12 protein-coding genes are annotated in these 16,607 nt (G+C 36.1%); 5 read left to right on the plus strand and 7 right to left on the minus strand.

What is annotated here, in order from left to right; genetic code table 11:
- Window positions 1-405: 405 nt before the first annotated feature.
- Together RBU60_RS08345 and trkA are read right to left on the minus strand one after the other, a co-directional pair.
- Entirely contained in the window at window positions 406-1,902 is a 1,497-nt protein-coding gene (locus RBU60_RS08345) for a TrkH family potassium uptake protein (RefSeq protein WP_308864368.1), read from the minus strand.
- Window positions 1,902-3,251, minus strand: a complete 1,350-nt coding sequence (gene trkA, locus RBU60_RS08350; protein WP_308864369.1) for a Trk system potassium transporter TrkA — start codon at window positions 3,249-3,251, stop codon at window positions 1,902-1,904. The genes RBU60_RS08345 and trkA overlap by 1 nt, the downstream gene beginning before the upstream one ends.
- 130 nt (window positions 3,252-3,381) lie before the next feature.
- On the opposite strand from trkA, the gene ubiE reads away from it, so the two are divergent.
- Window positions 3,382-4,110 carry a bifunctional demethylmenaquinone methyltransferase/2-methoxy-6-polyprenyl-1,4-benzoquinol methylase UbiE gene (gene ubiE, locus RBU60_RS08355; protein ID WP_308864371.1) on the plus strand — a complete coding sequence of 243 codons (729 nt, stop codon included), beginning with the start codon at window positions 3,382-3,384 and terminating at the stop codon, window positions 4,108-4,110.
- A 4-nt stretch (window positions 4,111-4,114) separates the two neighbouring features.
- A complete protein-coding gene (porT, locus tag RBU60_RS08360; RefSeq protein ID WP_308864373.1) occupies window positions 4,115-4,807 on the plus strand; it encodes a type IX secretion/gliding motility protein PorT/SprT in 693 nt (230 codons plus the stop codon).
- Window position 4,808: 1 nt separating this feature from the next.
- Here porT and RBU60_RS08365 read toward each other — a convergent pair whose 3' ends face one another.
- Window positions 4,809-5,531: a TrmH family RNA methyltransferase gene (locus RBU60_RS08365; RefSeq protein WP_308864375.1), complete on the minus strand. Its 723-nt coding sequence runs from the start codon at window positions 5,529-5,531 to the stop codon at window positions 4,809-4,811.
- A gap of 34 nt (window positions 5,532-5,565) precedes the next feature.
- Here RBU60_RS08365 and tamL point away from each other — a divergent pair, with 34 nt between their 5' ends.
- The 3 genes from tamL to accD are packed head-to-tail and all read left to right on the plus strand — an operon-like array spanning window position 5,566 to window position 10,153.
- The gene (gene tamL, locus RBU60_RS08370) at window positions 5,566-8,133 is read left to right on the plus strand and encodes a translocation and assembly module lipoprotein TamL (protein WP_308864376.1); all 2,568 of its coding nucleotides are present in this window, start codon (window positions 5,566-5,568) and stop codon (window positions 8,131-8,133) included.
- 54 nt (window positions 8,134-8,187) lie between these two features.
- On the plus strand, window positions 8,188-9,261 hold the full coding sequence (gene fbaA / locus RBU60_RS08375; protein WP_308864377.1) for a class II fructose-bisphosphate aldolase: 1,074 nt from the start codon (window positions 8,188-8,190) through the stop codon (window positions 9,259-9,261).
- A gap of 34 nt (window positions 9,262-9,295) precedes the next feature.
- Window positions 9,296-10,153, plus strand: a complete 858-nt coding sequence (gene accD, locus RBU60_RS08380) for an acetyl-CoA carboxylase, carboxyltransferase subunit beta (protein ID WP_308864378.1) — start codon at window positions 9,296-9,298, stop codon at window positions 10,151-10,153.
- A gap of 49 nt (window positions 10,154-10,202) precedes the next feature.
- On the opposite strand, the gene RBU60_RS08385 is transcribed toward accD, so the two are convergent.
- From RBU60_RS08385 to RBU60_RS08400, 4 genes are all read right to left on the minus strand, one after another.
- The gene (locus RBU60_RS08385) at window positions 10,203-11,051 is read right to left on the minus strand and encodes a T9SS type A sorting domain-containing protein (protein WP_308864380.1); all 849 of its coding nucleotides are present in this window, start codon (window positions 11,049-11,051) and stop codon (window positions 10,203-10,205) included.
- An 11-nt stretch (window positions 11,052-11,062) separates the two neighbouring features.
- The gene (locus RBU60_RS08390) at window positions 11,063-13,015 is read right to left on the minus strand and encodes a T9SS type A sorting domain-containing protein (protein WP_308864381.1); all 1,953 of its coding nucleotides are present in this window, start codon (window positions 13,013-13,015) and stop codon (window positions 11,063-11,065) included.
- Between the two features lie 849 nt (window positions 13,016-13,864).
- Entirely contained in the window at window positions 13,865-14,230 is a 366-nt protein-coding gene (locus RBU60_RS08395) for a heavy-metal-associated domain-containing protein (protein ID WP_308864383.1), read from the minus strand.
- 21 nt (window positions 14,231-14,251) lie between these two features.
- Window positions 14,252-16,498, minus strand: coding sequence for a TonB-dependent receptor (locus tag RBU60_RS08400; RefSeq protein WP_308864385.1), 2,247 nt, complete (start codon window positions 16,496-16,498; stop codon window positions 14,252-14,254).
- Window positions 16,499-16,607 lie beyond the last annotated feature (109 nt).

The raw sequence follows: 16,607 nt of genomic DNA on the forward strand, positions 1-16,607 counted from the left end.
TAATTGTCCGATAGAATTATGATAAAAATAAATTAGTATATTAACCAAAACGGTCAACTCTATTTAGGGAAGCACACATACTGAATACTGAACACCGAATACTGAATACTGAATACTGAATTTTTAGCTTTTAGTTTTTATCTTTCCACTTTACAAAGTGACAGTCGGGACTTCATTGCATTCGCTCTGAATGACAGTTCTTTTATTAGTTGTTATTCTGAAGAAGAAAGTCTTTAGATTAACGATTGAAGATTAACGATTGTGGATTTTTGATTTTTTTTCACACATTACTCATCACTCAATACTCAATACTCAATACTCATTACTGAATACTCAATACTGAATTTTACACTTTTCACTCTCACATTGGTCTATTTTCTATTCTCTATTCTCTATATTCTTTTCTCACCTATTTCTCCAAAAGAAAGGCGTTAAAATGATAAGTACGGTAAAAAGCTCTAAACGCCCAATAAGCATTAAAAATGCACACCACCATTTTCCGGCAGCAGGCAAGACGTCATAATTATTAACAGGACTTAAAGCACCAAACGCCGGACCTATATTTCCTAAGGAAGAAGCGGCACCTCCTATGGCGGTAGAGAAATCTAAGCCTAAAGAAGCCAGGCCAATGGCACCAATAATAAATGCCAGCATATACAGAATAAAAAATCCCAGAATATTAAAAACAATCTTTCCTTGGATGCTTTTTCCGTTATAGCGAACCGGTAAAATAGCGTTGGGATGCAAGGTTCTCTTAAATTCGGTGATCCCGTTACGAATCATAATAATGTGACGCACCACTTTCACCCCTCCCGAAGTAGATCCCGCAGATCCTCCCAAGAAAAACATCCCAAAAAAGAAAATGGTCAAAAAAGGCGTCCACATAGTGTAATCTGCACTAACAAATCCTGTAGTGGTAATCACAGACAATACCTGAAACAAGGCGTGCCTAAATGCACTTTCTCCTTGTCCCCAAACCATAGGATGCTCGATGGAAGACAAGCCAACATCTGCATAGAAATAAATAAGCAAGGCTGCGATTACCGCAAAAGAACTCACAAATATTACATACCATTTAAATTCTTCATCGTGTAAAATACGCTGTATTCTGCCTTTAAAAGCGAAGTAACTCATCACAAAGTTCATTCCTGCCAAGAACATAAACGCAATGATAATGTACTGAATAAGAGGTTTGTGATTCCAATAGGCAACACTGGCGTTTTTGGTAGAAAAACCTCCAGTAGAAAGCGTACTCAAAGCGTGGTTAGCTGCATCAAACATGCTCATTCCAGCAACTTTAAGCAAGATGGTTTCGGCTACAGTGTAGCCTACATAAATAAACCATAAACGTTTCGCAGTATCGGTGATGCGAGGTTTGAGTTTATCGGCGCTGGGACCCGGAGCTTCGGCGGCAAAAAGCTGCATTCCTCCAATTCCCAATAAGGGTAAAATAGCTACGGCGAGTACAATAATCCCCATTCCGCCAATCCAATGCGTTAAACTTCGCCATATTAAAACCCCTTTGGGGATCACTTCAATATCATTTAAAATAGTAGCTCCCGTAGTGGTATAACCAGACATGGTTTCAAAGAAAGCATTGGTAATGGTGGGAATCGATTCGGTAAATAAGTAAGGCAGCATTCCGCTAAAAGCCATAAAAATCCACCCGAAAGTCACAATAATATAACCTTCGCGTTGCTTCATTTCCTTGCGGTAATCGCGGGTAAAAAACATCAGCAAAACGCCAATTAGCATAGTCGTAATAGATGCTGCCGCAATCTGTACGGTTACGCCATCTTCATAATACCAACTTACCAATGTCGCTAGCATCATGAAACCTCCGTTGCACAGCAACAAAAGCCCCATAATATGAATAATAATCTTAAGGTTAAGTTTTGGCATTAGGAAAATAGTTTTTCTACCTTATGGATGGATCTAGGCAAGCAACAAATCACTACGCGATCGCCTTCTTTTATCAAAAAATCTCCCAAAGCAATAATCCCTTCTCCTTGCCTTACCACGCCACCCACAATAGCCGAACGCGGCAAATCTATATCTACAATTTTTTTATCGCATACCTTAGAATTAGGACGTACAATAAATTCTAGCAACTCCGCATTCATATTATTGAGTTTGGTCATTGCTACCACTTCTCCTTTTCTTACGTATCTAAAAATATTATTTGCTGCTAAGAGCTTTTTATTAATCAAGGTATTGATCCCTATGGAATGACTCAGCTGAAAATAATCCATATTTTCTACCAAGGCGATGGTTTTTTTTACGCCTTTAGATTTTGCCACTAAGCAAGACATGATATTGGTTTCTGAATTTCCGGTCACGGCAATAAACGCATCCATATCATGAATATTCTCTTCTTCAAGAATCCCTACATTTCTTCCGTCGCCATTAATCACGAGCACTTTAGACATTTCATCTGCCAGCTCAAAAGCTTTGTCGTGGTCTTTTTCTACCAATTTTACATTAAATTTAGCGTCACTAAGCACTTGAGAGGTTTGCGCTCCAATTTTACTTCCGCCAAGGATCATAATGTTTTTAATTTCTTGTTTTACTTTCCCTGTAAGTTTATACAGTTCTTGTTCGCCATCTGCCGTAGTGATAAAAAATACTTGATCTCCTTCTTTAAACTGCGTATCTCCTCTAGGGATAAGCGTGTATTGCGTCCCAAATCGCTGGATGGCAATAGGTACAAATCGTAAACTAGGGAAAATTAAAGCCGCATCTTGAACACTTTTCCCTACAAAAGGAGCATTTTTAGAAAGTTTAAATCCAATCATAGAAAGAGCACCTTCATCAAATTGAAAGTTCTCATTAAATGCAGATTGGTTGATGAGCAATTCTATTTCTTTCGCGGCAAGAGCTTCTGGAGAAATAAGCTCATCGATTCCAAACTGTACAAACCCAAGCTCATCTTTATCTTCAATAAACTCGGTGTTGGATATTCTGGCAATAGTTCTTTTGGCACCCAACTGCTTGGCCAATACGCAAACAGTAATGTTGGTCGTTTCACTGCTGGTTACACTCACAACCAGGTCTGCTCCTTTTATTTGCGCTTCTTTAAGAATCTTTATTGAAGTGGCATCTCCTTTTACTGTCCTAATATCTAGGTGCGTATCTGCATACGCTAGATTAACTTTGTCATTATCTATTAAAGTGATATCCTGCGACTCGAAAGAAAGTAGTTTTGCTAAATGAAAACCAACTTCTCCCGCACCAGCAATAATAATCTTCATATAAAGTGAAATTTTGGCTGAACAAAGGTAAGTCTTTTTAAAAAGATTTGATAAAATCCACCCAAGCAATTTTTCAAAGCTTTAAAGTAATATTAAAGCATAAAACTTATCTTTGACAAAAAAAACAAAGATGTCTAAGAAAGTTACACCCTACAAAGACTCAGAGCTTGGTAAAAAGAAGCAAGTGGAACAGATGTTCGACACAATTTCAGAAAATTATGACGGACTTAACCGCGTCATTTCTTTTGGAATTGATACTTCTTGGAGAAAAAAGGTGATCGATTTTGTAAAGCAAACCCAACCGCAGAATGCTTTAGACATCGCAACAGGAACTGGCGATTTGGCTATTAGCTTAGCGGAAGCGGGCATACCCAAAGTAATTGGCTTAGATCTTTCTGACGGAATGCTAAGTGTAGGTCGTAAAAAAATAGCCGATAAAAAATTGGACAAGGTGATTGAAATGATTCAAGGGGACTCTGAAGCCTTGCCTTTTGAAAACGATTCTTTTGATGCCATTACCGTTGCTTTTGGAGTGCGCAACTTTGAAACCCTAGAAAATGGATTAAAAGAAATTTTAAGAGTCTTGAAACCCGAAGGTGTTTTTGTAATTCTAGAAACTTCTGTTCCTACCAAATTTCCTTTTAAACAAGGCTACCGTTTTCATTGCAGATTTATCTTACCTACCATTGGAAAACTCTTCTCTAAAGACAAAGTGGCTTATAAATATTTAAGCGATAGTGCTGCCGTTTTCCCATTTGGAGAAAAATTCAACAATATTTTATCAAAAATTGGGTTTACACAAGTGAAACATCTTCCACAAACTATGGGAGTGGCAACGATTTATACGGCATCAAAATAAGTTTATGAAGAAAGTATTTTTTCTATTTATCTTTTTTATGGCATTTCAAACTACAGAGGCTCAGTGGCTTTTTAGTAAGGAGAAGATAAAGAACAAAGAGAATTTTGACAAACAACGCTGGTCTTGGGGTTATTTCCTAGGCTTTAACTCCTATGATTTCAAATTTGATTATGAGGAAGGAGCTTCAGATGTGATTGTAGAAAAAAACATTGGTTTTAATGTGGGGCTTTTGGGGAACCTTAGAATTAATGATTATATCGACTTAAGACTAGAACCCGGAGTTGTTTTTGCCAATAGAAATTTAACTTTTCCAGATATTCCCGAAGATAATTTTAGGGAGGTAAAATCTACGTATGTTCATATTCCACTTCTGGTAAAATTTTCTACCAAGCGATTAAACAACTTTAAACCCTTTGTGGTGGCTGGGATTTCTACGTCTATCAACTTATCGAGTAATGAGAAAAATCCCGATGATAACAATGCGGGAGAATTTAGGATGATCAACAACACCAACTATTTTGAGGTTGGGTTTGGTGTAGATTTATACCTTCCTTACTTTAAGTTTACGCCTTCCATACGAGGTATTTTTGCGATGAGCGATGAACTAAAAAAGGATGATGATCCTAACAGCGCCTACACCGGAAACATTAACAGTATGCAATCTAGAGGAGTCTTTATCAATTTCACCTTTCAATAAGTTAACCCCTTCTCCACTCGTTTAATAAAATAGCAGTAGCGGTAGCTACATTTAAACTTTCAGTAGATTGATTTTGCCCGAATTGAGGTATACTTATTTTCTGTTGCGCCAAAGTTGCGATGCTAGAAGAAATCCCGTTAGCTTCATTGCCTAGAACTAAAATTCCGCTTGACGGGAACGAAGTTTTATAAACACTTTCTCCGTCCATAAAAGTTGCAAAAACAGGTAAATCGGTTTCTTTCAGCGTTTCATATAAATCCGCGTAAGCGATATTCACCCTCGTCAAAGAACCCATCGTTGCCTGCACTACTTTTTCATTATAACAATCTACCGTATCTTTAGAGCACAACAATTGTTTCACCCCAAACCAATCGCAAAGCCTAATGATGGTTCCTAAATTCCCAGGATCCCTTACGCCGTCTAAGGCTACCACAAGATTTTTAAGAGGTTTTTCTTCCGTTTCCGGAATTTCAAACAAGGCCAAAGCAGATTGTGAAGAACTTAGCTTCGTAATTTTCTTCAGTTCTTGCGGAGTCACCAAAGTAAACTTATCTTTAGGAGCAAAGAATAAATCCACTTCGGCAAAAAGCATATGAAGTTCGTAGGAAGAGTTAAGAAGTTCTTTGATAACTTTCACCCCTTCGGCTACAAACAATCTGTTTTTATTTCGATATTTCTTTTGAGATAGACTGTTTATTAACTTTATTTGGCTTTTGCTAAGCATAAATTGACGTATTTTTGAACCTAAATTATTTTTTTTGAAAGCTGTACCTGCAAAAATAACATTCTTACTTCTGGTACTTTTAATTGCAGGGTGTAGCCCGGTAAAACGAGTAAAAGACAATCAGCATTTACTAACCAAAAATAATATTTTAGTAAATGATGAGCACATTTCTACGCGACAAATATACAACCAGTTGTACCAAGAGCCTAATGTAAAGCTTTTACGTATTCCGTTAAGGTTACATATTTATAATCTAGCAGACCCCACTCCAGACAGCAGCTTCACCCGTTGGCTAGACAAAAAAGAAAAAAGAAGAGCTCGTTTAAAAAACATTTATTCTGACAAACAAGTTAGAAGAATGCGTAGAGCCTATATTTCTTTCAATGAGTTTTTGGAAGAAACTGGACAAGAACCCACCATTGTTAGCGAACTAAAGACCAAAAAATCTGCCAACCGATTAAAAGCTTGGTATTGGAATAATGGTTGGTTTAATGTAGAAACCGATTATAAAATTATCAAAAATGATAATAAACGCGCCGAAGTTGAATATTACGTTACCCCGCATCAAGCTTATCTCGTAGATTCGATTACCAAAAGAATAAAATCTCCCGTAGCCGATTCTTTATACCAATTAAGAGAAAACGAAGCTACCGTAAAAGAAGGAAAGCAATTTAAAACCGAAGATTTTGAAGAAGAGCGGGAACGCATTACCACCCAGTTTAGAAATAACGGTTTATTCCATTTTGAAAAAGAATACATCACTTTTGATGCTGATACGCTTGACACCAAGCATAAAGCGAATGTAGATATCGTAATTGCCAACCGAGAAGTAACGCGTTTGGACTCTACCTATTCTGTGCCCTATAAAGTTCACTACATCAGTAAAGTGAATATTTTTCCAGATTATAATTATGATAATAGAAATAAGCCCATCACCGATTCTACCAGCTTCAAGGGCTATGATATTTATAGTTTTGAGAAATTAAAATACAGACCTAAGGCCATCTCTGATGCTGTTTTTATTAAGCAAGGAGAAGTGTATCGGGATTTGGATCGTTCTCGTACTTTTAAAAGAATGAATGAGCTGGGACAATTTAAGTACCCCAACATACAATACATTCCAGATCCAGAAGATACAACCGGAACAAAGTTGATTAGTAATGTGTTTTTAACGCCTAAACCCAAGTTTGGAGTCACCTATAATTTTGATGTTTCTCGAAGTAATATTCAGGATTTCGGAATCGGGTTTGGAGGTTCACTGCTCATTAGAAATGTTTTTAAAGGCGCAGAAAATTTAGAAATTTCGGGAAGAGGAAGTATTGGTTCCTCCAAAGACGCTGCCGAAAGTGAAGATCGCTTTTTTAATATCTCAGAAATTGGAGGAGATTTAAGCCTTACTTTTCCAAAAATTGCTTTTCCATTTATCAATACCGAAAAAATTATTCCTAAATCCATGTCTCCGTTTACCACAGTAAGTTTAGGGATGAGCTCACAGCAAAACATTGGTTTAGATAAGCAAAACGTGACTGGTAAGTTTGCCTATCGTTGGTATCCCGATGAGGAATTAACGCACAAACTCAACCTTCTCGACCTACAATACGTTAGGAACCTCAACACGGGGAATTATTTTAACGTGTATAGAAACTCGTTTAGCTCGTTAAATGAAATTGCGCAAAATAACATCAGTCAACTTAATCCTGAATATTTTAATGAAATTCCTGAAGGAGAAACTGGTGTCCCAGATTTAATTATTCCACAAGGCGTCAATGGGTTTATAAATGACATTAATAACAGTAATCTGATTCTCCCTACTGATGAACGAAGAGAAGCCCGAAATATTATTGAACGAAAAGAACGCTTAACGGAAGACAACTTAATCCTCGCCACGAGCTTTAATTATATAAAAAATACCCGAGATAATATTTACGATAATGAATTTACACAGTTTAGGTTCAAGTTGGAAGCTTCAGGAAACACCTTAGCACTCGCCTCTAGTATTTTAAAAGTAAAAGAAAATAAAGTAGGGAAATATAATTTATTCGGAGTTCAATTTTCTCAATACCTAAAAGGGGAAGTTGATTTTATCAAACACTGGGATTTAGGAAATAAAAATATTATTGCTGTACGCGCACTTGGCGGATTGGCGGTTCCTTATGGAAACTCGAACAGCATCCCTTTCGCTCGAAGCTTTTTTGCAGGTGGCGCCAATGACAATAGAGGGTGGCAGGCTTATGATCTAGGTCCAGGTAGTACGGGTGGCGTTAACGAGTTTAACGAAGCCAATATGAAAATCACCTTTAATTTTGAGTATCGTTTTAATCTCTTTGGAGCTTTAAACAGTGCTCTATTTATAGATGTAGGGAACATTTGGAATGCCTTAGACAATGTAAAAGACGAAGCGGCGCGGTTTAGTTCTCTAAAAGATTTAGAGGAACTTTCGGTAAGTTCAGGGATAGGATTGCGTTACGATTTAGACTTTTTCGTGATTCGTTTTGATGTAGGTTTAAAAACCTACAACCCCGCTTTAGAGCAAAAAAAATGGCTAAGAGATTACAACTTTTCAAATGCGGTTTATAATGTTGGGATTAATTATCCTTTCTAAGCAGTTTTATTTTACTAATTTTGTCACCACAACTATTTAACGCATATTACAACTATGAGTCACAATATAAAATCTGGAGTCGCCACAGGGAAAGAAGTTCAAGAGATTTTTAACCATGCTAAAAAACACGCTTATGCTTTACCAGCCGTAAATGTGGTAGGTTCTAATACGGTGAATACCGTTATGGAAACCGCTGCAGAATTAAATGCGCCAGTGATTATTCAGTTTTCTAATGGAGGTGCCGTTTTTAATGCAGGAAAAGGTCTTTCTAACGAAAACCATCAAGCCGCCATCCTAGGAGGCGTTTCTGGAGCAAAACATATTCACGATCTTGCGAAAGCTTACGGTGCAACCGTGATATTACATACTGATCATTGTGCAAAAAAATTATTGCCTTGGATTGACGGACTTTTAGATGCAGGAGAAGAATTTTATAAAGTTCATGGAAAACCGCTTTATAGTTCTCATATGATTGACTTAAGTGAAGAGCCTATTGAAGAGAACATCGAAATTTGTAAGGAATACCTTGCCAGAATGAGCAAAATGGGAATGACCTTAGAGATTGAACTAGGAATCACAGGAGGAGAAGAAGATGGCGTAGATAATACCGATGTAGATTCTTCCAAACTTTATACCCAACCAGAAGAAGTGGCTTACGCTTATGAAGAACTAAGCAAAATAAGTGATCAATTTACGATTGCTGCCGCTTTTGGAAACGTACACGGAGTTTACAAGCCAGGAAACGTAAAATTAACGCCAAAGATTCTTAAAAACTCTCAAGAATACATTACCAAAAAATATAAGGTAGAAGAAAATCATATCGACTTTGTATTTCACGGCGGGAGTGGTTCTACCTTAGAAGAAATTAGAGAAGCTATTGGATACGGTGTGATTAAAATGAATATTGATACCGATTTACAATATGCCTTTACGGAAGGAGTTCGCGATTATATTTTATCTAAACAGGACTACTTGAAAGCTCAAATAGGAAACCCTGACGGAAACGACATTCCTAATAAGAAATATTACGATCCAAGAAAATGGTTAAGAGAAGGTGAAATCACTTTCAAAAACCGACTTAAAAAAGCATTTGAAGATTTAAATAACGTACATACGTTAAACAAATAAATTTAACTTTTACAAAACCTAATTTAGCAACCCTATGGCTTGGTTTAAAAGAACAAAAAAAGGAATCCAAACGGCGACGGAAGATAAGAAAGACGTGCCTAAAGGATTGTGGTATAAATCTCCTACGGGAAAGATTGTAGATGCAGAGCAGCTGGAGAAGAACTTCTACGTAAGTCCAGAAGACGGTTATCACGTAAGAATTGGAAGTAATGAATACTTCCAAATTTTATTTGACGACAATAAATTCAAAGAATTAGATAAGAATTTAACGTCTAAAGATCCTTTAAAATTTGAGGACAAAAAGACGTATCCAGATCGTATTAAAGAAGCAGAAGAAAAAACGAATCTTAAAGATGCCATTCGCGTTGGGGTAGGAAAATCTAAAGGAAGAGACATCGTCATTGCGTGTATGGACTTTAGTTTTATTGGAGGTTCTATGGGGTCTGTTGTAGGTGAAAAAATTGCTCGTGCTGCAGAGCATTCTTTAAAGAAAAACATTCCGTTAATGATTATCTCCAAATCTGGAGGAGCGAGAATGCAAGAAGCGGTATTGTCTTTAATGCAATTGGCAAAAACATCGGTTAAATTGGCGCAATTAGCCGAAGCTAATATCCCTTACATTTCTCTTTGTACAGATCCTACAACAGGAGGAACAACCGCATCTTATGCGATGTTAGGTGATATCAATATTTCTGAACCTGGTGCATTAATTGGTTTTGCAGGACCACGAGTGGTAAGAGACACCACAGGAAAAGAATTACCTGAAGGTTTCCAAACCGCAGAATTTTTAAAAGAACACGGGTTTTTAGATTTTATCACGCCGCGAAAAGAACTTAAAAACAAAGTGAATTTATACTTAGACTTAATTCTAAATCAAGAAGTACGAGCATAAAAAAAGCGACCAAAAGGTCGCTTTTTTTTTAAAGTTAGATTGACTTCTATTAACGTTTAACAATTCGCTGTACTTTTTCTCCTTTAGTGCTTTGTATTTTTACAAAATACATTCCAGTAGAGAGTTGCGAAATATCATAATCTTGTTGCGAATTAAAATTTGCTACTTCTCTTCCTGCCACAGAAAATACACTCACGCTTCTTATCTCCTCTGAAGTTGTTATTTGAAATGTATTTTCTACAGGGTTGGGGTATAAACTTACCATCACTTTTTTGGAATCATCGATATCTAAATTACAATCATCTGAAAAGCTATAAAAACAACAAACTACCCAATTTGTATAATTACCCTGCCCAGCAACAGCTTGGCTAGGGTTGGTAACCTGAATACATAAATCTCCTGTTTCAGTTGGGTCTCTATATACAGAAATCTCTAAATTGGTTAAAGTTAAATCACTCCCCGTTAGATCTATAGAATTTAATGACCAATTGCCAGTAGATTCTATCATTTGTAAATTTGGATTATTATTAAGCAATAGTCTCCCAACAAATAAACTTATATCGTCTTTGTCTGCATCCATATATAATTCTTCTAAACTTATTAAGGCTGATAAATCTAGTGGAGTGGAATAATAATCTAAATAGGAATATGAAATATCTAAAATTTTTAAAGATTGAAAAGCTTCTATTCCTGTTAAATCAGTCAAATTTTTCCAACTCAAATCTAAACTCTCTACACCACTAATATCATTGGTTAATACTTGGCCGTTAATCACGCCATCACTATCAATCCCCTCATCAATGAGATGCTGTTCAAAAACTTGGTCGGGAATATTGGTGGTTTGCGCAGTGAGTCCGAATGAAAAAAGGAAACTTAAAATGCTTATATATATTTTCATAATTAATTATCTTATTGAATGATTAAGTTTTTGGTTTCGACAATTTCTCCATTACAATTTAATGCAACTACATACGTACCTGTAGGATAGGCAGAAACATCTATATTTACTGAAGCTGCATTTACATCTAGAATATAGTTATTGCTAATTGCTGTTTGGGTAGAGGTAATACTTATATAACCAGAGTCAGCGCCAGCTGTTTGATAATTAACAGTTACTTGACTACTTGCTGGATTAGGACTTAAACTTTGCAATTTGTATGAACTATCTGCATATATATTGGTGTAATCTTTATACCCATCTGCCTCTGCAATAATTTCTAATTTATAAGTTTGCGCTATTGCACTATTCACATTAAGCTGTTGTCCTGAATGCATCAAATTACCTTCTTCATCATACCAGTTGTAGATAGCAGGTTCATTGATAGCAGTAGCTTGCAAAATGGAAGTTTGATTAGTTGTATTGTTTACTTGATCAACTTGCGCCATAAACATAAGCCTATTAAATTTAGGGATGATTTCATAACTTTCTCCGCCTGTAACTATGCCACTCTCACTTTCTATTTGTTTTAGGTGATACAAATAGTTAGGTTTATTAGTTACCTCTTCTGTAAGAAAATTAAAACTTAAGTGCATAGTTCCCCACTCTTTTCCTCCAAACATAATATTACTTATTTTTGCCTCTTTACTCAGAATACGTAATTTATTACCTCCTCCTTTAACTTCTCTTACAGCTATACCTTTCTTACCACCAGCAAGCCATAAATTCCACGTATAATCATCTAAGGTTACAATTACTTCTGCCTCTTCTAAAATTGGATGAGGGTCATTTTGTGGTGGAAAAAACTCAAACTCTGTAAGAACTGGATACGTTTTTACAGGGTTACCAATAAGCACAGTTGCTCCTGGTTCTACCCCTAAATCCTCATTAAGATCTACAATGCTAATGTTCTTATTGGCTATATTATTATTATAATAAGCATTATTTTGTCCCGCTTGCTCTGGCACATTCATAGGATCTTGGGGGGATAGTATTCTCGCTAATAAACAAAAATGCCAAGGATCATTACTAATTGATTCAAAATCTACTGGGTTGGGAGGATACCACTCAAATTCTACAATTTCTGACTCACCTGCCGCAATATTAGGTAAATTTACAGCATTTATAGGTGCTCCTAGAGTAGGGTTACTAGTGCTACCATCCCATAATGTGGGCCATCCTAAACTAGTACTGGCTTTCGCCCAATGCAATTTTAGAGTGTCGATAGGTGTTGCTACGAAATCTTGACAACTTTTATTATTTATCCTTACGTACACATAGACGGGGTTATTAGGGTCGTATTCTGCATTTTCGTGTTCTTGTACCACAAAACCATCAGCTTGGTTACGCACCCATATATCTGGACTTCTCCAAAGTATCATATTTGAGTGGATATCTGGCTCTACGCCAACATCATCGGTAGAATTTCTTACATAAATATCAATTGTGTTAGAGCTAAACTTATTATTGTAGTAACTATTATTAACAATTATAGATTCTCTCATTCTAATAGCCTGTCCAATACTAAAATGGTCTTGAAGATTCCAATTGGAATACGCCATAAAGTTAGTGATATCCTGCCAAGTTACTAAATCATAAGTTTCTTGATGGCAATTGGTAATAGCTCCTATGTATGTTTGATTTTCCACGTCAACTCCATCACTAAAATTTTCAAAATCACCTGTAAAACTTGGTACTGCGTTGGTATCTACTACTCTATCTCCAGTACAAGGAGCATCATAGTTTGGATCATTGACATTTCGAGTTACATGCTCACAACTAGCGTGTGTATGAGAGAGCCCGAATACATGACCCATTTCATGACCAATAATACCTGTACCATTAAAAAATGCATTTATATTTATTGTAGTCATGGCGTAGGAGCGACTTGCTTGTCCCTGAAATTCACCTTGTACTAAATACATATTAATGGCATCAAGTTTCATTAAATCTGGATTATTACTGTTATTCTGGACATGATGATCCAATCTAAAGCGATCATTTCCTGGTATATTATAATAGTAGTCATCATTAATAGTATTAACGCCCATTAAATTTAAACAAATATTTGCTATAGAAAAATCACTATTCAATTGGTCAATTGCTTGTAAAACTTCCTCAGTATTATAATCTCTATCGTTGGTTCCATCACTCCTATTGACAATCCAAACTTGAACATTAAAACTGATAGGAGCAAATGTATCTAAATCACTTTGCAAAATGGAAGCTGTAAAGCCCGGAGCAGGATCACATGAAGAGTTATTTTTATTCAAGGTTATCTGCTCACTAACTCCACAGTTATAATTAAATGATTGCGCAGATACTAAACCACAAAATAATATTGCCATAAAGAAGAAAACTCCTTTTACCCTACTCTGGTTAATTAATTGGTTGGTTGGTTGGTTGGTTGGTTGGTTGGTTGGTTGGTTGGTAAAGCTGTTTCATAATATTCAATTTTACCTAGTTAAACTTCGTCTAAAGTACTAAAAAAATAGACATAAGCGAATAAAAAAGTTAAAATTACTCAAATAAATTATTTAACAAAACAAAAAAATTCTGTAAACCATCACATCTTTTTTTTAGAAAACTACGTTTAATAACAAACTAAACAGATAATGTTGCTATTAAATCGTTTCTTTTATGTTTCCTTTTTACTGAAAATCATTCAATTTGCTAATAAGACATAACGTATTCAAATTGGTATAACCCATAATAAAAAACACCCCAAAAAGCAGTTTGCTTTTTGAGGTGTTTTTTTTTAAAACTTTTTCTTACTACTTCGTCTTATCATCTTTATGGTCGTCTTTTACCTCCTCATCACGATACTTACAGCAATCGTGAATGCTAGCATAAGCTTCATCTGTCGCTTGAGTATTGGCTAAATCGTGTCCTGCCTCAAGAACACTCCCTTTGATAGCGTTTAAATTGGTTTTCTTTTCATTATAAATTAAATCCAATTGATGTGTGTTGACATCCCAATTAGCGCTTTTTACCCCTTTCGTTTTTATACTGGCTTTTTCAATACGTTCTTTACACATATTACAAACGCCATCTACTTCAAAAGAAGCTTTGGCATTTCTATTTTGTGCAAAAATGACCGTAGTCATTAAAATCATAGCTATACTTAATAGGTTTTTCATCTTATTTATTTTAATTGATTATTAGTTAATTCTATACCTTATACCTGCATAATACATACTCCCAAAAATAGGACCGTACACAAATGTAGTATCAAAATTTGAACCAAAAGGATTTTCGGCTTCCAAAATGGGATTTCTCTGCCTTACATTGGTGATATTTTCTCCGCCAGCATAAATTTCAAATTTCGGAGAAAACACTCGGGTGATTTGCGCATTCATCGTGGCTACGGTAGGAGAATATTCTGGCATTTGAAAAGCTTCTGGATTGCTTTCTGTAGAAGGGAAACGTTGTTTCCCCAACCAGTTGTAGGTCACATCAAATTTCCATTTACTATTATTCTTAATGGGTGTTTCATAAGAAAGATTGGCAAAGAAGCGATGTTGCGCCGTTAGAGGCTTTATCTTTTCACCGCTTTGGTACTTGGTTTTTACGTCGTAATATTTATAGGCCAAGCGCGCATCCAAACCTTCAAGAATATTATAACTCACTTCTGTTTGAAAGCTATTTGCGTAGCTATTATTTTTTAAATTATAGAAACTAACCTGATTCGGGTTTTCCCAATCAACCACCACTTGGTTTTGAAAATCGGTTCTATAAAAATCAAAAGTAACGTCTGCTTTTCGGTTAAACAAATTAAAACCCTGCAGGTAAGAAACACCATAGTTCCACGCAATTTCTGGATCTAAACCATAAATATCTCCTTCCGCGGAAGCGATCACATTTATATTTCTAGAGGTAGCAAATAGATTCTGGTTTTCAGCAAAAATATTGGCTAAACGCTTTCCACGTCCAACAGAAGCTCTAAACGCAGATTTCTCCCAAGGCGTATACCGTGCGTGAACCCGTGGTGTCACAAATACCCCTAGCCTATTATGCTGATCTACGCGCATACCTGCCGTAAAATTTAGATCTTCTAGATTATCAAAATTATATTCAAAGAACGCTCCAACCGAGTTATCTACACGCTCAAAAGAAGAAGTTTCTACCAATTCTTCATACTTATCATAAGTAAAACTAATTCCCGTTTTTATTTTATGGCGAGAATCCCCAATAATACTATTGTAGGTAAAGTTAGAATAAATGCTGTTGTGCTCAATATTATAGGTACGCAAACCAAAATAAGAATCTTGTTGATGACTACTTGCCGCAAATTGAAGTCCGGCACTTCGCCAAGGAAGATCTGGATCTACATAACCCAATTTTCCAGAAAATTCATACCGCTGCGTATCAATTTCACTTCCCCAAGCATTGGTGGTTAACTTATCTGTATCTGGATCAAAATTTACTTCTCCCGTTTGTTTATGATCATCTAAGAAACGAACGTCAAAAAAGCCTACAAACCCACTTTCAGTGTCGGTATATTGCCATCTATTCATTACATTTATTTGATGATACTTAGGCATGTCCAGAAAATTATCGTGATTTACATCGTGTTCTTTTTGATGCGAATTCCCGTGAAGATAAATTCCTGTACTCCACTTATCGCTTACTTTGGTATTGTAATGTGTATTCAATTCTAAGCGCTCGCTACTTGCACCATACACATTCAGAAAAAATTGATCGTCTTTGGTTGGTTTTTGCAGCTCGGCATTAATTTGTCCTGCGATACTTTCATAACCATTCACCACGCTTCCCGCACCTTTGGTAATTTGAATGCTCTCCACCCAAGTTCCCGGAGTAAATGTGAGTCCGTAGGCTTGAGAAGCACCGCGAACGTTAGGAATATTTTCCATCGCGATAAGAATATACGGACTTGTGAGTCCCAACATCTTAATTTGCTTGGTTCCCGAAATCGCATCGGCAAAATTCACATCGATGGAAGGATTGGTTTCAAAGCTTTCAGACAAGTTACAACAGGCCGCTTTTAGCAATTCGTCGCTACTTACATTGATCACATTTTTAGCTTCAATATAAGATCTAGAAGTGGCTCTTTTTCTAGAAACCACTTTCACCTCATCTAAATTACTTTTGGGCGCTAGCGAAACTTTAATTTTCTTTTTAGGATTAGTTACCACAATGGTATCGGCTTTAAACCCAATATAACTAATGATTAATTGCTGGTATTCTTTTGTATACGGAATAGAAAATTTTCCATCAAAATCGGTTACCGTTCCAACTTCTGTGTTTAACCAATATACATTTGCTCCCAATAACGGAGTCTTAGCGTTGCCTGAACCTTCATCATAGATAATGCCTTCTACTTTCTCTTGTGAGAACATGCTTAACGGAAATATAAAGAGAAAAAACAGATAGAGTAATTTTTTCATTTTTTAAGAGGATATATATAAGTCAGCAAGAATATTTTTTCAAGTAACTTAAACTGATTTTTTAATTAAAATTGATAAGAATAAAGTTTTGTATCTCCTTTATTTCGCT

The sequence above is a fragment of the Mesonia profundi genome (genome assembly GCF_031085155.1).
GTDB classification, from domain to species: Bacteria; Bacteroidota; Bacteroidia; order Flavobacteriales; family Flavobacteriaceae; genus Mesonia; species Mesonia profundi.

Coding starts and splice junctions, on each gene's coding strand:
- RBU60_RS08345 (WP_308864368.1), bottom strand. CDS start 1,902: ATGCCAAAACTTAACCTTAAGATTATTATTCATATTATGGGGCTTTTG.
- trkA (WP_308864369.1), bottom strand. CDS start 3,251: ATGAAGATTATTATTGCTGGTGCGGGAGAAGTTGGTTTTCATTTAGCA.
- ubiE (WP_308864371.1), top strand. CDS start 3,382: ATGTCTAAGAAAGTTACACCCTACAAAGACTCAGAGCTTGGTAAAAAG.
- porT (WP_308864373.1), top strand. CDS start 4,115: ATGAAGAAAGTATTTTTTCTATTTATCTTTTTTATGGCATTTCAAACT.
- RBU60_RS08365 (WP_308864375.1), bottom strand. CDS start 5,531: ATGCTTAGCAAAAGCCAAATAAAGTTAATAAACAGTCTATCTCAAAAG.
- fbaA (WP_308864377.1), top strand. CDS start 8,188: ATGAGTCACAATATAAAATCTGGAGTCGCCACAGGGAAAGAAGTTCAA.
- accD (WP_308864378.1), top strand. CDS start 9,296: ATGGCTTGGTTTAAAAGAACAAAAAAAGGAATCCAAACGGCGACGGAA.
- RBU60_RS08385 (WP_308864380.1), bottom strand. CDS start 11,051: ATGAAAATATATATAAGCATTTTAAGTTTCCTTTTTTCATTCGGACTC.
- RBU60_RS08390 (WP_308864381.1), bottom strand. CDS start 13,015: ATGTATTTAGTACAAGGTGAATTTCAGGGACAAGCAAGTCGCTCCTAC.
- RBU60_RS08395 (WP_308864383.1), bottom strand. CDS start 14,230: ATGAAAAACCTATTAAGTATAGCTATGATTTTAATGACTACGGTCATT.
- RBU60_RS08400 (WP_308864385.1), bottom strand. CDS start 16,498: ATGAAAAAATTACTCTATCTGTTTTTTCTCTTTATATTTCCGTTAAGC.